Below are 14421 nucleotides of genomic sequence, written 5' to 3'. Positions count from 1 at the left end.
CGCTGAAACGGGGCTGCGGGTTTATCTGCTTTTTCAAACATTAGCCAGCGTAGGACGCGTCAACCCGACAATCTCCTCCAACGGATGGGATTCGCCTCGAATGAGATCCCTCAGCATATGGGCGGCCATCATGCTGTATACCGTCCCGTTGCCTCCGTAGCCAAGGCAGTAATACACGTTGGTTTGGGATGGATCGCGCCCGATAAACGGAAGATTGTCGCGCGATTCGCCAAATGCGGCGCTCCATTCGTATTCCAGCTCGGAGTCGAGCATAGGAAACAGGTTAGAGAGCTGCTCCGAAAGCTGGCGAATCCGTTTGTGGCGGGCATTCTCTCCTTGAACCGGATTTGGATTTTCCTCGTCTAGCCCGCCAATGACAATCCGCCCGTCGATCGTTGTCCTCATATAAAGATAAGGACGGGCCGTTTCCCAAATCATCATCTGCTGATGCCAAGGGGAGAGCGACTGCTGGACGCGGGTCACTCCCGCAAAGGAGCGGTTGATGGATGCCTTGACCAGCTGTCCGCGCAGCTCTTCCGGTTCATATCCGACCGCGTAAATAACATGCTCCGCCTCAATTGAGGAGCCGTCGGCCGACTCCAGCCGATGAATGCCAGTGTTAGTTGCCGTATGGCTGACGATATCGGTATGCTCGCGAATCAGCAGCCCTTCCGCAGCACCGGCGCGAGCCATCGACTGTACAAAATGAAATGGATTCACATCGGCATCTCCGCTTGTGACAATGGCGCCGGGCTTACGGAACGGAAAGCGGGACGCGATATCGTCCGGGCCCCACCAGTCCACGGCAAATCCGTTGCTGTGAAGCATGTCGTATTCAGCGCGCAGCTTGGGAAGGTCCTGCTCCGAGCTGGCGTAGTACAGGCTTCGCTGCCTGCGGAATGCGGTTCCCCCGGGAAGCGAGGCAGCTACGATTGCCAGCTGCTCTACGGCATGCACGCAAGCTTGATAGAAACGGACGGCATCCTTGCGCCCGATCTGTCCGGCTAGCTCGCTTAACATGACGTCATTCGAAAACTGCAGCAAGCCTGTATTAGCCGAGGTGCTCGCTCCGGCGACCTGCTCGCGTTCAATGACGCAGGCGGAGATGCCGCTGCGCGCCAGCACAAGGCCGCAGCAAATGCCCGACATGCCTCCGCCGATAATCGCTACCTGAACCTTTTCTTTTCCGCTCAGGACAGGATATTTTTCTACATGGGTCATTGTCAGCGGCCAGTAAAGCTTGCCGGTATGGTGGTCCATCATTATCAGCTCCCGATGTTAATATGACCCAAGCCGCAGCGTTCCTATGCGATATGCGAAATGGTTTTCGGACCTAGCGGCAAGCGGGAGGAAGCCCCGCCTGCATCCAGAAGGATGCAGGCGGGGCTTCCGTTTGAGTTGAATCAGTCCATCATGAAGGATGACACCGCATCGGAGCTTCGGCAGTTCCCGAATGCCGCTTATTCCTGAATCGGATCGGGCACAAGCCCGTCCTTTTCCAGCTCGGCATTGGTCCGGACGCGCTCCATATCCTTGCCGAGCCTTTTCATATCTTGCTCGTCTTGAACCATAGAGCCGTTATTCGCTTTGCTGACATCCCGGTGAGGGGTGCCGGCTTGTCCGTCGCGCATCGGGAAGGCTTCCAGGTCGCGGCCGCTCATTTTCTCATCCCCTTAATTGGAGTAGGTGCTGCCGTTCATGGAGTTGGTCGTTCTCATCGCTTCCTCGCGGTTGTTGTCGGCTTCCTTTTTAATATTGTCCATATGGCGGCCCGCTTCGGAGGTGACCTGCCGCGCATGATCCTTCACTTCATTGATTGCTTCCTTCGTTTCAGCCATCGCGGTCGCCGCAGTTTCCTTAACGCCTTCCTGATGAATCATCGCTGCATCCTTGGCTTTAATCGCCAGCTCTTGAACTTTGGAGCCGATAGCCGACGCTTTGTCGCTGCATACCGCAGCGGTTGACTTAGCCTGCTCAGCGAGCAGCGCGCCTTGGCGCTTCGCGTAATCCGCCGCATCGGACGACTTGCGGGCAATGTCGGAGCGGAACTCCTTGCCGGTTTTCGGGGCGAAGAGCAGAGCCGCCGCCGCGCCGATCGCTCCACCGATCAGAATACCTTTTGCCATGTTGCCGCCTTTAACTGCTGTTTCGTTTGCCATAACCGTTCATCTCCTTTAGTCGTTGTTGATGATTTATAAACGCATTGGGCAGGCTTGAAACGAAACGGACGAGTGGTGAAGGCGGGCTTCCGGCTGTTATAATGGATTGCTGATCGCTGCCAGGCCTAACTGGCGCCCTAATTTTTTTGCGTAAAGTCAATTATATATAGGAAATGAAATGGAAAGGATGCTTGCCGACTATGGAATCTATTCAGCAACGTTTCCCTGGCGTACCGTTATCGGGCACGACTAGAGGACAATGGACGGAAAATCTGCATACCGGTTTTGCCGCAATCGTGTCCGCTCGACAACCGGAACGTCCATTGGCTGCGGCGGGGGATTCTGAGGCCATGGTATTTATGCGTTCAACAGCAAAGCCGATTCAGGCTGCGGCGGGCATAACGGCCGGATTAATGGAGCATTACGGTCTGCCGGAAGCGTCCATTGCGCTGATGTCCGCCTCTCATCGGGGAGGCCCGGAGCATATCGAGCTGCTGGAGCGCATGCTGGAGCTAACCGGCGTTCGGGAAGAGCAGCTTGCCTTTGGCGACGATCTTCCTTTAGGGCCAATAGAGCGGGATTATGCCATGCGTTCCGGTTTTGGTCCCCGCAAGCTATATCATACCTGTTCCGGCAAACATATCGGTCTGCTTGCATACTGCCGCATGATGGGTTGGCCCATGGAGGGCTATACCGATTCTGGACATCCGCTGCAGGCTAAGCTGCTGGAATCTGTCGCTGCCTATACGGGCATGGAGCAGAGCTCCATCGGCCGGGCGATAGACGGCTGCGGGCTGCCGGTATTCCGTATGCCGCTCTCACGGCTGGCGTTAGCTTATGCCAAACTGGGGGATGTTTCTCCGGCGGCAGAGGCTGCAGGCCCGTTATCCGCAGCTTCCCGAATAGCCGCTGCGATGCAGGCTTGGCCGGAAATGGTCGAGGGTGAGGGGAGGCTTGCAACCGTGCTGCTGCAGCGCGGAATCGTCGCCAAAAGCGGCGCGCAGGGCGTATTTGCCTTGGCTGTGCCCGCTGCGGCGATTGGAGCCGCTGTACAGGTGGACGACGGCGGGGAGTCGGCTTGGCCGGTTATTGTTGCGGAGCTGCTGGACCAGCTGCGGCTGCATTTGAACGAGGCCGGCGTGCCGGAGGACCGGCAGCCGGAGCTGGAGCGGCAGCTGTCAGGCGCCGCCGAGGCGGTGCGCGGACAGTTCCCGGAGCGCATGTTCAGCTCAACAGGGGCAGAGACGGGCGCGCGGCAGGCGCTTTTACAGCTTAATTGGGCCTAATTTCCCTGGAAGATGCAGTGTAAGAGCATAAGGTAAATCTATTCAATATTCACGAGTGCTAGGTTATTATCTCTGTCCGTCATGCTCTCGCTTTCATATAGTAGTAGAAAAGAAAGCAAGGGAGAATATCCGCTATGAACGGTTATTGCAGAAATTGCTGCTGCTGGTGCTGGTGCTGGTGCCCGTGGCGATGCTGCTGGGTGCCATGCCGCTGCTGGACGCCTTGCCGCTGCAGGTAGTAGAGGTGTAATTCAATTTTAATCCGCTCGTCGGCCGCAAGCCGGCGGAACTATGGGACAAGAAGGGCCTCTCTCAATAAAAAAGAGGGGCTCTTACCTGTTTTCTGACAATTGGGCACCTATCTCTGTCAGGCAGTCTCTCACTTTCATATGAGTAGTAGAGAAGAGAGGGAAGGGAGAAGAGCTGCATGCATGAGAATCCGAGATACCGCGCTTACGGCTGTTGCGGCAAATGCTGTTGCCTCCGTGCCTGCAAATGCAGCTGGCGGCCAACCCGCTGCGGCCCGCAGGACGGGCAAAGCGAAAATGCAGCGGGACTTATTGTCCGGTGGGTGGATACAAACGGGAATCCAATGAGAAATGCACAGGGTTACATCGCATGGTTGACGTACGGAAATCCCGGTGGAGGAAATCCCAATGCCGCTTACAACAGTTTTGACAACAACGCCGTCACTGCGCTTAACGTCAACGTTCCGACTGAGGTACTGTATAAATTGGAAATATTCACGCCAACCTTAAATCCGCGACTGGTGCAGTCCGTGTACATTCAGAGAGGAACGACGGAATACACCGTTCGGAGCGGTGCCTCTCTGCGCCTGCAAGCATCTCGGCGTGGCTAAAGCAAGCATAAGCTCCTCTACCGGTACGGTGAGGGGCCTTTTGCTGTGCTGATAGCCGGACAAGCCCTCATCCGCCCCATACCGCTTCGCGGTATTCGCTCGGGGATTCTCCGTAGAAGCGCCGGAACTGCCTGGAAAAATATAAAGCATCCTGAATGCCGATGCTGGATGCAACCTGCTCCACGGTCAGGCTGCGATGCTCGCGCAGCATGAGCCGTCCCTTGTCGATGCGCAGGCGGAGCAGATAAGACACCGGCGAGACGCCGGTTTGCCGTTTGAATACGCGGGACAAGTACGCCCGGCTGTAGCCTAGCGATTCGGCCAGCCCTTCCATCGTTATCGGCTCCGCATACTGGGTTTCCAGTAGGCGAAGCAGGCTTTTGACCAATCCGTTATCTTCGTCGCCATCGCCGTCCCGGTCCGGCTCGTTCCTTGCGGCGGTTGAGGCGGCGATATCGGCCAGCACCAGCTGCAGGCATCCGGCAGCGCCAAGCTGAGCGCCGGCAGGCTGCTTTAAATAGTCCATCGCTCTGCGCAGCGCAGCGGCGGGACGGCGGTGTCGCCCGGTATCGGCAATCGGCAGGCTGCTGCCGAAAGCAGCCACTGCCTCGCGGGCGAGCGGGCCCCGAAAGGCTATCCAGCGGTACGCCCAAGGTTCCTCGGGATCGGAAGCATAGGCGACGAGCTGTTCCGGCTCGATCAGAAACGACTGCCCGGCCTCCAGCCGGTGAACAACTCCTCGGCTTGTGAACTCCCCTTTGCCCGACAGGACATGATGCAGCAAATAAAAGTCGAACACTCTTGGACCGAGCCGATGGCCGGGCCTCGTTTGGCTTTCGCCGGCGTAAAGCACGTCATAGGCATCCCCGTGCTCCGCTTCCGGGCTCAACGCGACGCGGTAGTAGAACTCCTTCAACGGTTCACCCCCTTATCGTTTTCCCTCTAGTAAAATTGTATCCATTTTTCGCTTCCCCGAATAGAAGAAGTCACAAATATCCATATACAGTTCACATCATGCCATTCCGTGTTAGCTAACCCCGGAGTATACTGGCACTATACTCGCAAAAAGAATTTAAGTTTGGCAACCGATTGCAGATGGGTAACGGCATGCCCGATTTATCCTCAAGCAGCATGCGTATCAGCGACTTTTTAAATAATAGAAGAAAAGGATGATCAACATGGCGGATCTGAAGCAGCTGACGGAGCAGTTCCTTACTTTGTTTGGTGGAGAGGCCGACGGAATCAGGTATTACCAGGCTCCAGGCCGGGTTAATCTGATCGGCGAGCATACCGACTACAACGGCGGCTACGTATTCCCTGCGGCTCTGACGTTTGGAACGACGCTTCTTCTTCGTCCACGCGGCGACCGTGTGCTCAAAATGGCATCCACAAACTTTCCCAATACGCTTGGCGAAGTCTCTCTGGATTCGATTGAATACCGTGAGGAAGACGACTGGATGAACTATCCGAAGGGAGTCGTCAAGGAGCTGCAAAACCGCGGCCGCGGCCCGGCGGCCGGGTACGATTTCCTCTACCATGGAGAAATTCCGAACGGCGCAGGTTTGTCCTCCTCCGCTTCCATCGAGGTGCTGACGGGGTACGCGCTTCTCTCCGAAGGCGGCCACCCGGTCGACCGGACGGAGCTGGCGCTCATTTCGCAAAAATCCGAGAACGAATTCAACGGCGTTCAATGCGGCATTATGGACCAGTTCGCCGTTGCAAACGGCAAGAAGGATCAAGCGATTTTGCTGATGTGCGATACGCTTGAGTACCGCCATGTTCCATTTCAATCGGAGGACTACGTGCTTGTTATCGGCAATACCAACAAGCGCCGCGGACTGGTTGATTCCAAATATAATGAGCGCCGCTCCGAGTGCGAGCAGGCCGTGCAGGAGCTTAAAGGGGCTTATCCGGAGCTGACGCTGCTTGGCCAGCTGACGCCGGAGCAGTTCCATGCCGAGTGCGAGCGCATCGAGAGCGACACGGTTCGCCGCCGCGCGCTGCATGTCGTGGATGAGATCGACCGCGTGCTCCAATCGGTAGCTGTTTTGGAAAAAGGCGATCTGGAGTCGTTCGGCAAGCTGATGAACGCTTCTCATGATTCGCTTCGCGATCTGTACGAGGTAACCGGCAAGGAGCTCGACGCAATGGTCGAGGCTGCACGCAAGGTGCCGGGCGTTCTCGGCTCCCGCATGACGGGCGCAGGTTTTGGCGGCTGCACCGTATCGCTCGTCCACAAAGACAGCGTAGACCGCTTCCGCGAGCAGGTTGCTGCGGAATACACGGAGGCAACCGGTCTTGTGCCTGACTTCTACGTCTGCTCCATTGGCGACGGCGCTTCCCGCCTGGACTCTCCCGCTCAGCCGTAACAGGCTTTGGAGCGCCTGAAGCCTAGTTCCCCGGACAGTAGGCCGCTTCAGCGTAATGTCGTATGATCGTAGAGGCGGTTCGCCAGACATAGACGAGATTCGGAGAGGAGAGAACGCACATGGCAGTTTTGGTTACAGGAGGAGCCGGTTACATCGGCTCTCATGCAGTTGCGGCGCTTTTGGAAAAGGGAGAAGAGGTTGTTGTTGTTGACAACCTGCAGCAGGGGCATCGCGCCGCGCTGCTCGGCGGCGTCTTGTATGAAGGGGATTTGCGCGACGAGGAGCTGCTCGACCGCGTTTTCCGCGAGAACAAGATTGACTCGGTGATCCACTTTGCGGCTAACTCGCTTGTTGGCGAAAGCATGAAGCTCCCCGGCAAGTACTACCATAACAACGTATACGGCACGTTGTGCCTTCTTGAAGCGATGAACCGCGCCGACGTAAAGCGGATTGTTTTCTCCAGTACGGCTGCCACATACGGCGAACCGGAGCAGGTGCCAATTCGCGAAACGGACCGCACCGAACCGACGAACGCATACGGCGAAACGAAGCTTGCCATGGAGAAAATGATCCGCTGGTTCGAGGTTGCGCATGAGTTCCGCTTTGTGTCGCTGCGCTACTTTAACGCTGCCGGAGCCCATGAAAGCGGCCGGATCGGCGAGGATCACAGCCCTGAAACGCATCTGGTGCCGCTAGTGCTGCAGGCAGCGCTCGGCAAACGCCCGCATATTTCGGTGTTTGGCGAAGATTATCCGACTGAGGACGGCAGCTGCGTGCGCGATTACATTCACGTGAGCGACCTTGCAGACGCCCATATTCTGGCTGTAGAGCGGCTGCGCCGCGGTGAAGGCAGCGCGGTTTACAATCTCGGCAACGGCTTCGGCTTCTCCGTTAAGCAGGTCATCGACATCGCCCGCCGCGTGACCGGCCGGGAAATCCCGGTAGTTATGGAAGACCGCCGTGCGGGAGATCCTGCCGTGCTTGTCGCTTCCTCTGAGAAGGCCCGCACGGAGCTGGGCTGGAATCCCCGCCGCAGCGACCTGGAGAACATTATCGGCTCGGCCTGGAAGTGGCATTTGGACCGTCCGGAAGGTTATAACGACTAATTCGGACTGAATAACTTTGCGCCGGAACGGGAGGAGGTCTCACCGCGATCCCGTCCTGCGCCCGATTTGAGAAAGGAGCTGTACCCCATGTCAACGCATCGATCCGCGCCGTCTGCCGAAGAGGCGCTCCAGGCTGTCGAGCGCTTAGTCGCCGGCGCTTTGAATAAAGGGATGCTGGAGCTGCTCGACGCCGGCGCTGCCCGCAACGCCATTCTGGACTTGCTTGGCTTTAACGAACCGCTTCCAGGCACGGAGGAGCGGCCCGCCTGGAATCAAGCGCTGCTGGAGCTGCCCGCATGGGCTGGCGGCGCGCCGGCTCCCGCCGAAGCTGATTCCGGGAATGGCCAGCCGGGAATTCCCGAGCTGCTTGCTCCGCTGCTTGATTATGCCGCGGCAGCCGGCATTGTGCCCGACCATACGGTGACGCAGCGGGATTTAATGGATGCGCGTATCATGGGGCTGCTCATGCCTCGCCCTTCGGAGACGCAGGCCCGGTTTGCTTTGACCGCTTTAAAGGACGGTATTGGCGCGGCAACGGACTGGTTCTATCAGTTGAACGTGAACAGCAACTATATCCGCATGGACCGCGTGGCGCTTAACCAGAGCTGGAAACATGCGACGAAGTATGGCGAGCTGGAAATTACGGTCAATCTGTCCAAGCCGGAGAAAGACCCTGCCGAGATCGCTCTGCTCAAAACGCTGCCCCCGTCCAGTTACCCGAAATGCCTTCTCTGCAAGGAGAACATGGGCTATGCGGGAAGAAGTGATCATCCTGCACGCCAAAATCACCGGATTTTGCCGATGCAGCTGAACGGCGAAGCGTGGTTTCTTCAGTATTCGCCTTACGTGTATTACAAGGAGCACTGCATCGTATTCCGGGCGGAGCATCTTCCGATGGCGATCAGCCGCGACAGCTTCGGCAGGCTGCTGGAATTCACGGAGCAGATTCCGCATTATTTCGTCGGCTCCAACGCCGATCTGCCGATTGTAGGCGGATCGATTTTAAGCCATGACCATTTCCAGGGCGGAAACTATACGTTCCCGATGGAGACGGCTCCTGTTGAAGCGGAATTCCGCCATCCCGATCATCCGGGCGTTTCGTTCGGTATTGTGAATTGGCCGATGAGCGTGCTCCGCTTGAACGGAATGGACCGCGAGCGGATTCAGGAAGCGGCAAGCGATGTGCTGGATGCATGGCGCGGGTACAGCGATCCCGAGGCGGACGTGCTGGCCTTTACAGACAAGGACGGACAGCGTATTCCGCATAACACGATCACGCCGGTGGCGCGCCGCCGCAAGGACGGCTCCTTTGAGCTCGATTTGGTGCTGCGCAACAACCGTACGAGCGAGGAGCATCCGGACGGCATTTTCCATCCGCATCGCGAGCTGCATCACATCAAGAAGGAAAATATCGGTCTGATCGAAGTGATGGGTCTTGCCGTGCTTCCGGGACGGTTGAAGCAGGAGCTCGAACTGGTTGCCGCTTGTCTCGACGGTTCGATGACGTGGGAGGAAGCGCTGGCGGCAGGGCCGGCTACGATGTCTCAGCACCGGCTTTGGCTCGATGAGCTGCAGGAGGCGTATTCTGCTTCCGCTGTACGGGGTCACGAAGAGGCGCTGGCAGCGGTTCAGGCTTCTGCCGGAGACAAGTTCCTGCAAGTGCTGCGGGATGCCGGCGTTTATAAGCTGACCGAGGATGGAAGACAGGCATTCCGCCGCTTCCTGCTTGCTTCAGGTCATATGGCCGGAGTTGCAGCGGAATAGGATCAAAAAGACGGCGCCAGTTAGCGCCGTCTTTTTGGTATTCACTCCAGATTTCACCAAAACTAATGTCGCAATCTGTTACCCGTTGTCGACATATATGGTTTTTGAACAAATTTTCTGAATGATTTTAACGAATGTGCACGATTGTGAAAAATGTGGATCAAATACTAGACTTTTTTCATAATTATTTTTGAAAAAATGAATTGTATAACGAGCTTACTTATGGTATTTTTTTATATATAAACGTTAATTAATAGACTAATGTCACAATCGATATGTTAATGGAGGGAAACAAGCACGATGCCAATTATGCCGCTTGAGGATTTTTTGAAACTCGATTCCGACGAACAGGTAGAGAAGCTTAAACGCTGGAAGACGGATTACACGCTGAAGGACATCCGCGAAGCTTGGAACTTCAAACATTCCGCTCAATACTACATGCTGCTCAAAAAGCTTCGCATTTACGAGCGTGTCGTGAACAAATCCGATAAATTCTACCCGGACCAGCTTTCCAGCCAATCCGGCGCAAGCGACCGTAGCGGAGATTATTCCTATGGCGCACGCGAGCAAAAGCTTCCAGCCGATCAATTCGGCTACCAGCTTAACGTTGCTCTGACCGGCCCTGAGCTGGCTGACAAGCTGGAGCGTCTGGCTACCTTCCTCCGTGGTGAGCAAAAGCTGGTCAACGTGCGTCTGGCCGTTGAAGCGGCAGCTGAAGAAGCGGCTGCTTCTGAAGAAGCAAATGCAGTAGAGCAAGCGGCAGTTTAAGGATTTATTTACCAATTAATAAAAAGGTACCCGCAGCTGCGGGTACCTTTTTGCAGCCATAGGGCTGTTTTTGTTTGGTTATGTTTGTACAGAGCGCTCTAGCTGTTTCTAAGCTTGCCAAGCTCCGATACAAGCGCCTCCACCTCGGAGATGCTGAACGAAGGTTTGGAAGCAACGACCTCGTACAGGTCGCGGATATCCTCATACTTGTCCGTCCCGAAATGCGAAGCTTGCATCGCGGCGGCTGTTGCCATGCGGAGCTTGGATTTGATTTCTTCAATCATGAATTCCACGTTCTGCTGGGTTGGCTGGTTAAGATCTGGCATGGGGGCCTCCTATGCGTTATTGTCGGCTGTAGACGAATGATTTGGGTCGCCAGCGGGCATTCTTCAAAGCGGTCTGCTTGAAGCGTCGTCCACATTGTACCACGAACCGCCTCCTTCTGTCCGAGAGGCGGCGGCAAATTGAATCTGCCTGCTTGAATCCGTTACAATAGTAACAGAAAGAATTACGGGACTTACCAAATCTGCCAGGGCAAAGAGGTTGCAGACCATGAGTCGGGAGACAAAAGTAAACCGGACCGAAGATGCCGCCAAATGGGCGCGTGTGGACAAGGCTGGATTGGTAACCTTTTTCGAGGCAATCGCAGCCAAATATCCGACCCGGAACGAGGTCGTGTTTCTTTGCGTCGGAAGCGACCGTTCCACCGGGGACTCCCTCGGACCGCTGGTCGGCTCGCTTTTGTCGGAGCAGGGTTTTCCTCATGTGGTGGGCACACTGGAACAGCCCTGCGATTCAGAGCAGGTGGGTCCGATGCTGGCATCGCTTCGCGAGGCAACCTGTGTCATAGCGATCGACGCCTGCCTGGGGCGGGCGGAATCGACGGGACTGTACCTTGTCCGCAGCGGACCGCTTCAACCGGGCCAAGCCATTGGGCAGCATTTGCCTGCAGTAGGAGACTTTAGCGTTGCGGCAGTTGTTAATACCCAAGGCCATAAACCTTACTGGATCATTCAGACGACGAGCCTTTACCGGGTGCTGGGGATGGCCCGCACCATTGCGGATGCTGCAGCGGCCGTCTGGCCGTCTCCAGATGCGCAGACCGCCTCAAGCGGAAGTTTGATTCCCGGCTCGTTGCGTTAATGACGACAGAACTAAGATGGAGATGGAAGGATGATGAGCATGTCGAACCGTTCTTTGGCGAACCGCAGGTTGACGCTGCCTGGCGGTGCGGATTTGGCCTACCGCGATAATGGGAGAGGTCCGGAAGCTGCTGCTGCGCAGCCGGCTATTGTGCTGCTGCACGGCTTCTGCGGCAGCTCCGCCTACTGGGAGAAGCTGCTGCCGATGCTGGAGAGCCGGCACCGGGTCATTGCTGTAGATTTGCGCGGTCACGGCAAATCTTCGGGCGCAGGGGATCAAATTTTGCCGATGGAGCAGCTTGGGGAAGATGTGGCCGAGCTGCTGAAAAGCCTGGAGACAGGCCCCGTCGTGCTGATGGGCCATTCGATGGGCGGGTACGCCGCGCTTGCGCTGGCTGAGAAATATCCTGAGCTGCTGGCGGGTTTTGGCCTTATTCATTCCACGCCGCTGCCGGACAGCCCCGAAGCTCGCGAAGGCCGCGACAAAGCCGCCGCCGCTTTGGCGGATAATGGAATTGTTCCATTTGTGGACGGGCTTGTGCCTAAGCTGTTCGCTCCTGCCTACGCCGGCACTGAGCTGGCGGACCGGGCCAAGGAGATCGGCTACGGTACCGCTCCAGCAGATGCAGCCGCTGCCGCGCTGGGCATGAAACAGCGGCCTGACCGCAGCGCCGTGCTTGAAGCGCTGGAGCTGCCGCTGCTGCTTGTGGCGGGCAGCGAGGACGGCGTCATCCCGCCCGCAAAGGTGTTTGCGGCAAAGGGCAGCCGCACCCGCGCGGAGGTGCTGGACGGCGCAGGCCATATGAGCATGCTGGAGCAGCCCGAGCAGCTGGCCTCCCTGATCGGGAGCTGGCTGGAGAACGATACGACGGCTTGATGCTGCGCGGCCATACAGCCGCATGAAGGAGAGATGGAATGTTCCAGCGGGATTATTTCATGCGGATGATTGAGCAGATGGCTGAGGTTTCAGCGGCGATTCTCGGTCTCAAAAAAGCCGGTAAGCAGGAAGAGGCTTTGCAGGTGATCGAGGAGCTGCTGGACAAACATTTTCGGATGAACGCCCGGCTGCTTAAGGGGCTGTCGGACGAGGATCTGGTGCGCATGATGTCGCGCTCCGGCGTGCCGGACGCTTCCATGCTGCACGCGCTGGCGCTGCTGGTCAAGGAGGAGGCGGACTTGCACGAGGAGTCTGGCCGGGAAGGACTGGCGTTCCAGTCGCGGCTCAAGTCGCTTCATCTTTTGCTGCGCGTCTCTTCGCTTGGTGCGGAGCCAAGCCCGGACGACACGATAAGAGAGCAGCTTCGCCGCCTTGCGGCCTATGAGCTGCCTCCGGCTACAAAGCGGCTCCTGGCCTGCTGGCGCGAGGAGCAGGGCGAATATGCGATGGCCGAGGATCTCTGGCATGAGCTGCTGGAGGACGGAGAGCTTGAGCCGGCTGAAATGGGCGAGTTCTACCGCAGGCTTCTTCCGCTGGAAGAGGCGGCTTTAACCGCTGGCGGGTTAAGCCGCAGCGAAGTGCGGGAAGCGGCGGAGCCGTGGGTATCCGGTGGCGCCAGCCTGGCGTCGTCGGCGAATAACCGATTGGATTAGCGGAAAGGCCCCAAGCCGGACGACGGCATGGGGCCTTGTTGCTGAATAAGGAAAGGGGCAGGATCAGCATGGCACAGGAACAATGGGAACAGGAGCTGGCCGACACGGTCGGGAAGGGCAGTCTGCTGCAGGCTACATTCAGCGGACCTTCCGGCGGGGGCGAGCTGCCGCCGCGTACGGTGGTGCGCCCGGTGAGGCTGAAGGCGGGGCTGCGCTATCAGTTTGAACTGCATTATCCGACCAAGGTGCTGCACGAAAATGTTCCGCCGGAGGAAGCTGCTCTCAAGATGGCGGGCCTTCTTAAAGGCGGTTACCGCCAGGCGCTGGTCAAAACCGAGGAAGCGGATTTGCAAATTTTGCTGAGCAAAAAAGGCAAAGCCGCCCTGCTGCGCAAACCGCCGACGGCAAAGCCGAAGGAAGGGGCGCCTGCTCATGACCGCAGCAAAAAACGTGTTTTGGCGCAGGGAGAACCGCCCGCCTTTTTGCAGGAGCTGGGCATTTTGACTCAGGAAGGAAAAGTGAAGGCGGACAAGCAGGACAAATACCGCCAGATCAACCGTTTCCTCGAAATGGTTACCGATGTCGCAGGCGATCTGCCGCAAGGAAGGGAAATTACGATTGTCGATTTTGGATGCGGCAAATCGTATCTTACGTTTGCGCTGTACCATCTGCTGGCGATCGAGCAGAAGCGCAGCATCCGTGTCATCGGGCTCGATCTCAAGCAGGACGTCATCGCCTTCTGTTCGAAGCTTGCCGACCGGCTCGGGTATGACCGGCTGAGCTTTCAGGTCGGGGATATCGGCCAATTCGGCGGTCTGGATAAAGCCGATATGGTCGTAACGCTGCATGCCTGCGATACCGCAACCGACGCTGCGCTGGCTAAAGCGGTCGGCTGGCAGGCCTCCGTCATCCTGTCAGTTCCGTGCTGCCAGCATGAGGCGTTCCGCCAAATTCAAAACGAGGAGCTGGCGCCGCTGCTCGGACACGGGCTGCTGAAGGAAAGGTTTGCAGCGCTCGCTACGGATGCTGCGCGGGCTGCGCTGCTGGAAAGTGTCGGCTACAAAACGCAGATGCTTGAGTTTATCGATCCCGAGCATACTCCCAAAAATTTGCTTATACGAGCGGTGCGCAGACAAGGGTATAACAAACCGACACAGCGCGAGCAGCAAAAATGGGAAGAATACGTCCGCTACCGCGATGCGTTAAGCCTGGACCCCGCTTTGGAAAGAATGCTGGCTCGTATGCCGGAGCAAGCTTAACCGCCCTGCTTTGGAGCGGGCGTCGTGTCCCGCTCCGGCTTTGTCCTATTCCCTGCTGTCAATGTCAGCCTGCTATGCTATAATGGAAGACAATGGATGCTGTCGCAGGGATGGGTGAA

17 protein-coding genes are annotated in these 14421 nt (G+C 57.2%); 12 read left to right on the top strand and 5 right to left on the bottom strand.

Translation table 11 applies throughout. The features are described 5' to 3' along the window. Positions 1-33: 33 nt before the first annotated feature. Positions 34-1263: an NAD(P)/FAD-dependent oxidoreductase gene (locus M3223_RS13195; RefSeq protein WP_251562108.1), complete on the bottom strand. Its 1230-nt coding sequence runs from the start codon at positions 1261-1263 to the stop codon at positions 34-36. Positions 1264-1320: 57 nt separating this feature from the next. Here M3223_RS13195 and M3223_RS13190 point away from each other — a divergent pair, with 57 nt between their 5' ends. Further along, complete coding sequence (locus tag M3223_RS13190; RefSeq protein WP_251562105.1) at positions 1321-1470, top strand: hypothetical protein; 150 nt, start codon at positions 1321-1323, stop codon at positions 1468-1470. On the opposite strand, the gene M3223_RS13185 is transcribed toward M3223_RS13190, so the two are convergent. Both M3223_RS13185 and M3223_RS13180 read right to left on the bottom strand, forming a co-directional pair. Beyond that, positions 1461-1661: a hypothetical protein gene (locus tag M3223_RS13185; RefSeq protein ID WP_251562103.1), complete on the bottom strand. Its 201-nt coding sequence runs from the start codon at positions 1659-1661 to the stop codon at positions 1461-1463. The genes M3223_RS13190 and M3223_RS13185 overlap by 10 nt on opposite strands. A gap of 12 nt (positions 1662-1673) precedes the next feature. Beyond that, a complete protein-coding gene (locus M3223_RS13180; RefSeq protein WP_251562101.1) occupies positions 1674-2159 on the bottom strand; it encodes a YtxH domain-containing protein in 486 nt (161 codons plus the stop codon). A gap of 200 nt (positions 2160-2359) precedes the next feature. On the opposite strand from M3223_RS13180, the gene M3223_RS13175 reads away from it, so the two are divergent. The 3 genes from M3223_RS13175 to M3223_RS13165 all read left to right on the top strand — a co-directional run bounded on the left by M3223_RS13175 (position 2360) and on the right by M3223_RS13165 (position 4304). After that, positions 2360-3445: an asparaginase gene (locus M3223_RS13175; protein WP_251562098.1), complete on the top strand. Its 1086-nt coding sequence runs from the start codon at positions 2360-2362 to the stop codon at positions 3443-3445. Between the two features lie 431 nt (positions 3446-3876). Then, positions 3877-4041: a hypothetical protein gene (locus M3223_RS13170; protein ID WP_251562096.1), complete on the top strand. Its 165-nt coding sequence runs from the start codon at positions 3877-3879 to the stop codon at positions 4039-4041. Then, positions 4038-4304, top strand: a complete 267-nt coding sequence (locus M3223_RS13165; protein ID WP_251562094.1) for a hypothetical protein — start codon at positions 4038-4040, stop codon at positions 4302-4304. The genes M3223_RS13170 and M3223_RS13165 overlap by 4 nt, the downstream gene beginning before the upstream one ends. 67 nt (positions 4305-4371) lie before the next feature. Here M3223_RS13165 and M3223_RS13160 read toward each other — a convergent pair whose 3' ends face one another. Further along, positions 4372-5220 carry an AraC family transcriptional regulator gene (locus M3223_RS13160; RefSeq protein WP_251562092.1) on the bottom strand — a complete coding sequence of 283 codons (849 nt, stop codon included), beginning with the start codon at positions 5218-5220 and terminating at the stop codon, positions 4372-4374. A 262-nt stretch (positions 5221-5482) separates the two neighbouring features. On the opposite strand from M3223_RS13160, the gene M3223_RS13155 reads away from it, so the two are divergent. The 4 genes from M3223_RS13155 (at position 5483) to M3223_RS13140 (ending at position 10311) form a co-directional block, all read left to right on the top strand. Beyond that, on the top strand, positions 5483-6673 hold the full coding sequence (locus tag M3223_RS13155; RefSeq protein ID WP_251562090.1) for a galactokinase: 1191 nt from the start codon (positions 5483-5485) through the stop codon (positions 6671-6673). A 119-nt stretch (positions 6674-6792) separates the two neighbouring features. Further along, positions 6793-7779: a UDP-glucose 4-epimerase GalE gene (gene galE, locus M3223_RS13150; protein WP_251562088.1), complete on the top strand. Its 987-nt coding sequence runs from the start codon at positions 6793-6795 to the stop codon at positions 7777-7779. Between the two features lie 87 nt (positions 7780-7866). Further along, a complete protein-coding gene (locus M3223_RS13145; RefSeq protein ID WP_251562086.1) occupies positions 7867-9543 on the top strand; it encodes a UDP-glucose--hexose-1-phosphate uridylyltransferase in 1677 nt (558 codons plus the stop codon). A 300-nt stretch (positions 9544-9843) separates the two neighbouring features. After that, complete coding sequence (locus tag M3223_RS13140) at positions 9844-10311, top strand: hypothetical protein (RefSeq protein ID WP_251562084.1); 468 nt, start codon at positions 9844-9846, stop codon at positions 10309-10311. A 98-nt stretch (positions 10312-10409) separates the two neighbouring features. On the opposite strand, the gene M3223_RS13135 is transcribed toward M3223_RS13140, so the two are convergent. Beyond that, complete coding sequence (locus M3223_RS13135) at positions 10410-10637, bottom strand: DUF1128 domain-containing protein (RefSeq protein ID WP_251562082.1); 228 nt, start codon at positions 10635-10637, stop codon at positions 10410-10412. A 226-nt stretch (positions 10638-10863) separates the two neighbouring features. Here M3223_RS13135 and yyaC point away from each other — a divergent pair, with 226 nt between their 5' ends. The 4 genes from yyaC to M3223_RS13115 all read left to right on the top strand — a co-directional run bounded on the left by yyaC (position 10864) and on the right by M3223_RS13115 (position 14302). Then, positions 10864-11454, top strand: a complete 591-nt coding sequence (gene yyaC, locus M3223_RS13130; protein WP_251562080.1) for a spore protease YyaC — start codon at positions 10864-10866, stop codon at positions 11452-11454. Positions 11455-11493: 39 nt separating this feature from the next. Continuing rightward, positions 11494-12330: an alpha/beta fold hydrolase gene (locus tag M3223_RS13125; RefSeq protein ID WP_251562078.1), complete on the top strand. Its 837-nt coding sequence runs from the start codon at positions 11494-11496 to the stop codon at positions 12328-12330. 38 nt (positions 12331-12368) lie between these two features. Next, the gene (locus M3223_RS13120) at positions 12369-13043 is read left to right on the top strand and encodes a DUF6483 family protein (RefSeq protein ID WP_251562076.1); all 675 of its coding nucleotides are present in this window, start codon (positions 12369-12371) and stop codon (positions 13041-13043) included. A gap of 68 nt (positions 13044-13111) precedes the next feature. Continuing rightward, positions 13112-14302 (top strand): class I SAM-dependent methyltransferase, encoded by a 1191-nt coding sequence (locus M3223_RS13115; protein WP_251562074.1) that lies wholly within the window; start codon positions 13112-13114, stop codon positions 14300-14302. Positions 14303-14421: the final 119 nt, after the last annotated feature.

Source organism: Paenibacillus pasadenensis (genome assembly GCF_023715725.1).
GTDB classification, from domain to species: domain Bacteria; phylum Bacillota; class Bacilli; order Paenibacillales; family Paenibacillaceae; genus Paenibacillus_O; species Paenibacillus_O pasadenensis_A.
This window is presented reverse-complemented; position numbering and strand designations above follow the sequence as displayed.

What these genes read in the sequence shown, in the direction of transcription:
- M3223_RS13195 (WP_251562108.1), bottom strand. Translation starts at nt 1,263, where the DNA reads ATGATGGACCACCATACCGGCAAGCTTTACTGGCCGCTGACAATGACC.
- M3223_RS13190 (WP_251562105.1), top strand. Translation starts at nt 1,321, where the DNA reads ATGGTTTTCGGACCTAGCGGCAAGCGGGAGGAAGCCCCGCCTGCATCC.
- M3223_RS13185 (WP_251562103.1), bottom strand. Translation starts at nt 1,661, where the DNA reads ATGAGCGGCCGCGACCTGGAAGCCTTCCCGATGCGCGACGGACAAGCC.
- M3223_RS13180 (WP_251562101.1), bottom strand. Translation starts at nt 2,159, where the DNA reads ATGGCAAACGAAACAGCAGTTAAAGGCGGCAACATGGCAAAAGGTATT.
- M3223_RS13175 (WP_251562098.1), top strand. Translation starts at nt 2,360, where the DNA reads ATGGAATCTATTCAGCAACGTTTCCCTGGCGTACCGTTATCGGGCACG.
- M3223_RS13170 (WP_251562096.1), top strand. Translation starts at nt 3,877, where the DNA reads ATGAGAATCCGAGATACCGCGCTTACGGCTGTTGCGGCAAATGCTGTT.
- M3223_RS13165 (WP_251562094.1), top strand. Translation starts at nt 4,038, where the DNA reads ATGAGAAATGCACAGGGTTACATCGCATGGTTGACGTACGGAAATCCC.
- M3223_RS13155 (WP_251562090.1), top strand. Translation starts at nt 5,483, where the DNA reads ATGGCGGATCTGAAGCAGCTGACGGAGCAGTTCCTTACTTTGTTTGGT.
- galE (WP_251562088.1), top strand. Translation starts at nt 6,793, where the DNA reads ATGGCAGTTTTGGTTACAGGAGGAGCCGGTTACATCGGCTCTCATGCA.
- M3223_RS13145 (WP_251562086.1), top strand. Translation starts at nt 7,867, where the DNA reads ATGTCAACGCATCGATCCGCGCCGTCTGCCGAAGAGGCGCTCCAGGCT.
- M3223_RS13140 (WP_251562084.1), top strand. Translation starts at nt 9,844, where the DNA reads ATGCCAATTATGCCGCTTGAGGATTTTTTGAAACTCGATTCCGACGAA.
- M3223_RS13135 (WP_251562082.1), bottom strand. Translation starts at nt 10,637, where the DNA reads ATGCCAGATCTTAACCAGCCAACCCAGCAGAACGTGGAATTCATGATT.
- yyaC (WP_251562080.1), top strand. Translation starts at nt 10,864, where the DNA reads ATGAGTCGGGAGACAAAAGTAAACCGGACCGAAGATGCCGCCAAATGG.
- M3223_RS13125 (WP_251562078.1), top strand. Translation starts at nt 11,494, where the DNA reads ATGTCGAACCGTTCTTTGGCGAACCGCAGGTTGACGCTGCCTGGCGGT.
- M3223_RS13120 (WP_251562076.1), top strand. Translation starts at nt 12,369, where the DNA reads ATGTTCCAGCGGGATTATTTCATGCGGATGATTGAGCAGATGGCTGAG.
- M3223_RS13115 (WP_251562074.1), top strand. Translation starts at nt 13,112, where the DNA reads ATGGCACAGGAACAATGGGAACAGGAGCTGGCCGACACGGTCGGGAAG.